This window comes from Brucella grignonensis (assembly GCF_002252505.1).
Taxonomy (GTDB): domain Bacteria; phylum Pseudomonadota; class Alphaproteobacteria; order Rhizobiales; family Rhizobiaceae; genus Brucella; species Brucella grignonensis.
Genome location: NZ_NNRL01000039.1, coordinates 1 through 1,244, shown reverse-complemented (window position 1 = coordinate 1,244; position 1,244 = coordinate 1). Strand labels below are relative to the sequence as shown.

Genomic DNA, 1,244 nt, shown 5'->3' with positions numbered 1-1,244 from the left:
CCCATGGGGTCGGAGATGTCCGCCTACCTCCTGTACAAAAATGTAAACCGCGACGTGCGGCTCTAGAACTACTTTTGCAGCTTAACGTCTTATCGATGAAGGTCGCCACCTTCGTGCCTTGGAACGGAGTGAGCGCGATGGTGGAGGTGGGCGCTAGCCCGAATGGGGATACAGCACGTCCGGCACCAATTGTGCTTCGGGCTGACCCGAGTTCGTTCGTCGATACCCGGCAGGGGTTACTCCTCTTTCAGTTCTCATGGTGCGGACGAGATGGGACGCGTCGCAGAAGCCGCAGGCTAGCGCGATCGAGGTTATGGAATCCCGCGTTGAACGCAGCCTGAGCATCGCCTTGTCGAGTCTGAGCTCGAGATAGATCTTCTGGGGGGATTGCTTCAGGTCGGCCTGGAAGCGGCGTTCGAGCGTTCGGCGCCCGACCTTGAGTTCGCCGGCAAGGTTCTCCATCGTTTTGGGGACCTCGATGTTCTGCTGCATGCGCAGCACCGCACGTTTCACCAGCGGGTCCTGGATTTTCCGGGCGATGCGCTGCCCGGGCTGCGGACGCTCGCCGCTCAACGCGTTCTCGATCATCATGATGTTGAGGCTCTTGGTGGCGGCGGCCTGTCCGATATGGCGCTGGACGAGGAAGGCAGCCAGATGCGCCGCGCCGTGACCGCCGGAGCATGTCATCCGATCCCGGTCGACGACGAAGATTTGGTCCGAGATCGGTGTTTCGGTTTCAAAGCGGTCGACAAAATCCTGATAATGGAACCAGCTGACGCAGCATCGGTAACCCTTCAGGAGACCTGCTTCCTGCAAAATGAAGACGCCAGTGCACAGCGCGATAAGGGGAACGTTCTTCCTCGCCGCCGATTGCAGATAGCTGGTAGCTTCGTCGCGGATCGCGCTGTGGTCGCCGATCAATCCGCCAACGATAACCAAATAGTCGTAGGCTCCCGCGTCGTGCAGCCACGTTTCCGGCTGGACCCGCACGCCGCAGCTCGAGCGTATGGCCGCGTGATTGTGCGACAGGACGGACCATTCGCACAGGATCGGGCGCGACTTGTCGGCCTCGTCGGCCGCCAGACGCAGCACGTCGACGAAATTCGCGAAGGCCGACAGGGTGAAGCGGTCGGCAAGCAGGAAGCCGATGCGCAGGCGTTTGTGCGAAGGCGATCCCGGTGCGGCCATGACGCATTCCTCCAAGAAGAGTGACGTGAATTTTCCAACAATAGCCGCCCCATGTC

The 1,244-nt window shown here is 60.5% G+C and carries 1 protein-coding gene; it reads right to left on the bottom strand.

Annotated features, from left to right (window positions below; genetic code table 11):
- Nucleotides 1-153: 153 nt before the first annotated feature.
- On the bottom strand, nucleotides 154-1,203 hold the full coding sequence (locus tag CEV33_RS00620; RefSeq protein ID WP_407923786.1) for a GlxA family transcriptional regulator: 1,050 nt from the start codon (nucleotides 1,201-1,203) through the stop codon (nucleotides 154-156).
- Between the last annotated feature and the right edge of the window lie 41 nt (nucleotides 1,204-1,244).